Origin of the sequence: Exiguobacterium sp. B2(2022), from assembly GCF_028823655.1 — a bacterium.
GTDB lineage: Bacteria > Bacillota > Bacilli > Exiguobacteriales > Exiguobacteriaceae > Exiguobacterium > Exiguobacterium aestuarii_A.
Genome location: NZ_JAPEHX010000126.1, coordinates 1 through 1,040 on the forward strand (window position 1 = coordinate 1; position 1,040 = coordinate 1,040).

Genomic DNA, 1,040 nt, shown 5'->3' on the forward strand with positions numbered 1-1,040 from the left:
CATAGAATTCGAGGCACTTTTTATTAAACTGTCCGTAAAACAGGGCTCAGTTCACAAAAAACGATAGTCACTTTTTCAAAAAAGATTATTGTGTTAAATTGAATAAACCGTTCATTTACAATAAATACTGCATCGAGTGGCTTAGCAATAAGCGTAATTAAGATATAAAAAGCAACAATCGGATACATAAATTGAAGCTTTTCTAAATCACTTGTGCCAAGGTTGTTATAAATTTCGTCTAAAAAAACATATAAAATCGTTAATACAACCGCTAAGATAAATGTCAGAAGAAAGAATAGTTTATAGGCAATTCCTAAAAAACGAATTTCTCCTTGACGATCGCCTCGATTCCGATATTGACTTAAAAACCTTGCCACAACTACCTCAAGTCCTAAATTAAACGCAAATATGGCAATGATTGAAAAAGAGAGAACATATAATCCATAGTTGGCTTGTCCAATCTTCGAAATCATCCATGGTGTATACAGAAAACCAGAAATGATATTGAAACCTATTGAAAAATAGGATACCAAGGCACCATATTTAATTTGTTTCGAACTATTTTCTTCCGGTTCGAGAGCATATTTGGTTGCCATAGGTATACCTCCATGTCATTGGTAAGCATAATAATAGTTTTTATCTTTTCGATGAGCCCGACGATTCAAAACAATACCTAATATTTTAGTGCCTGTCATCGTTAACTGATCACGTGCCTTCACCACCTCATCTCGATCCGATGATTCGCAATTTACAACGAGAATGGTACCATCTACCTCAGTCGCAACGACTCGACTATCTGCGACTTGCATTACGGGTGGTGCATCTAAGATGATCATATCGAACTCTTTTTGGAGATATTTCAACATTTCTTTAAATGTCGCTGCTGAGAGTAACTCCGATGGATTTGGAGGAACGATTCCTGCCGTTATGACATATAGATTTTCAAGTTGCGTGTGTTGGATAGCAGTATCTATTGCAACGCGTTTTGCTAAAACATCCGATAGTCCATTCCTAGTATCTAATCGAAAAATTTGATGTAC

General features: G+C 35.9%; 2 protein-coding genes. Both read right to left on the reverse strand.

The window, feature by feature from the left end:
- Window positions 1–23: 23 nt before the first annotated feature.
- On the reverse strand, window positions 24–596 hold the full coding sequence (locus tag ON063_RS14615; protein ID WP_274665622.1) for a lipopolysaccharide biosynthesis protein: 573 nt from the start codon (window positions 594–596) through the stop codon (window positions 24–26).
- A 15-nt stretch (window positions 597–611) separates the two neighbouring features.
- Window positions 612–1,040 (reverse strand): CpsD/CapB family tyrosine-protein kinase (locus ON063_RS14620; protein ID WP_274665623.1); only part of this gene is annotated, 429 nt, incomplete at its 5' end.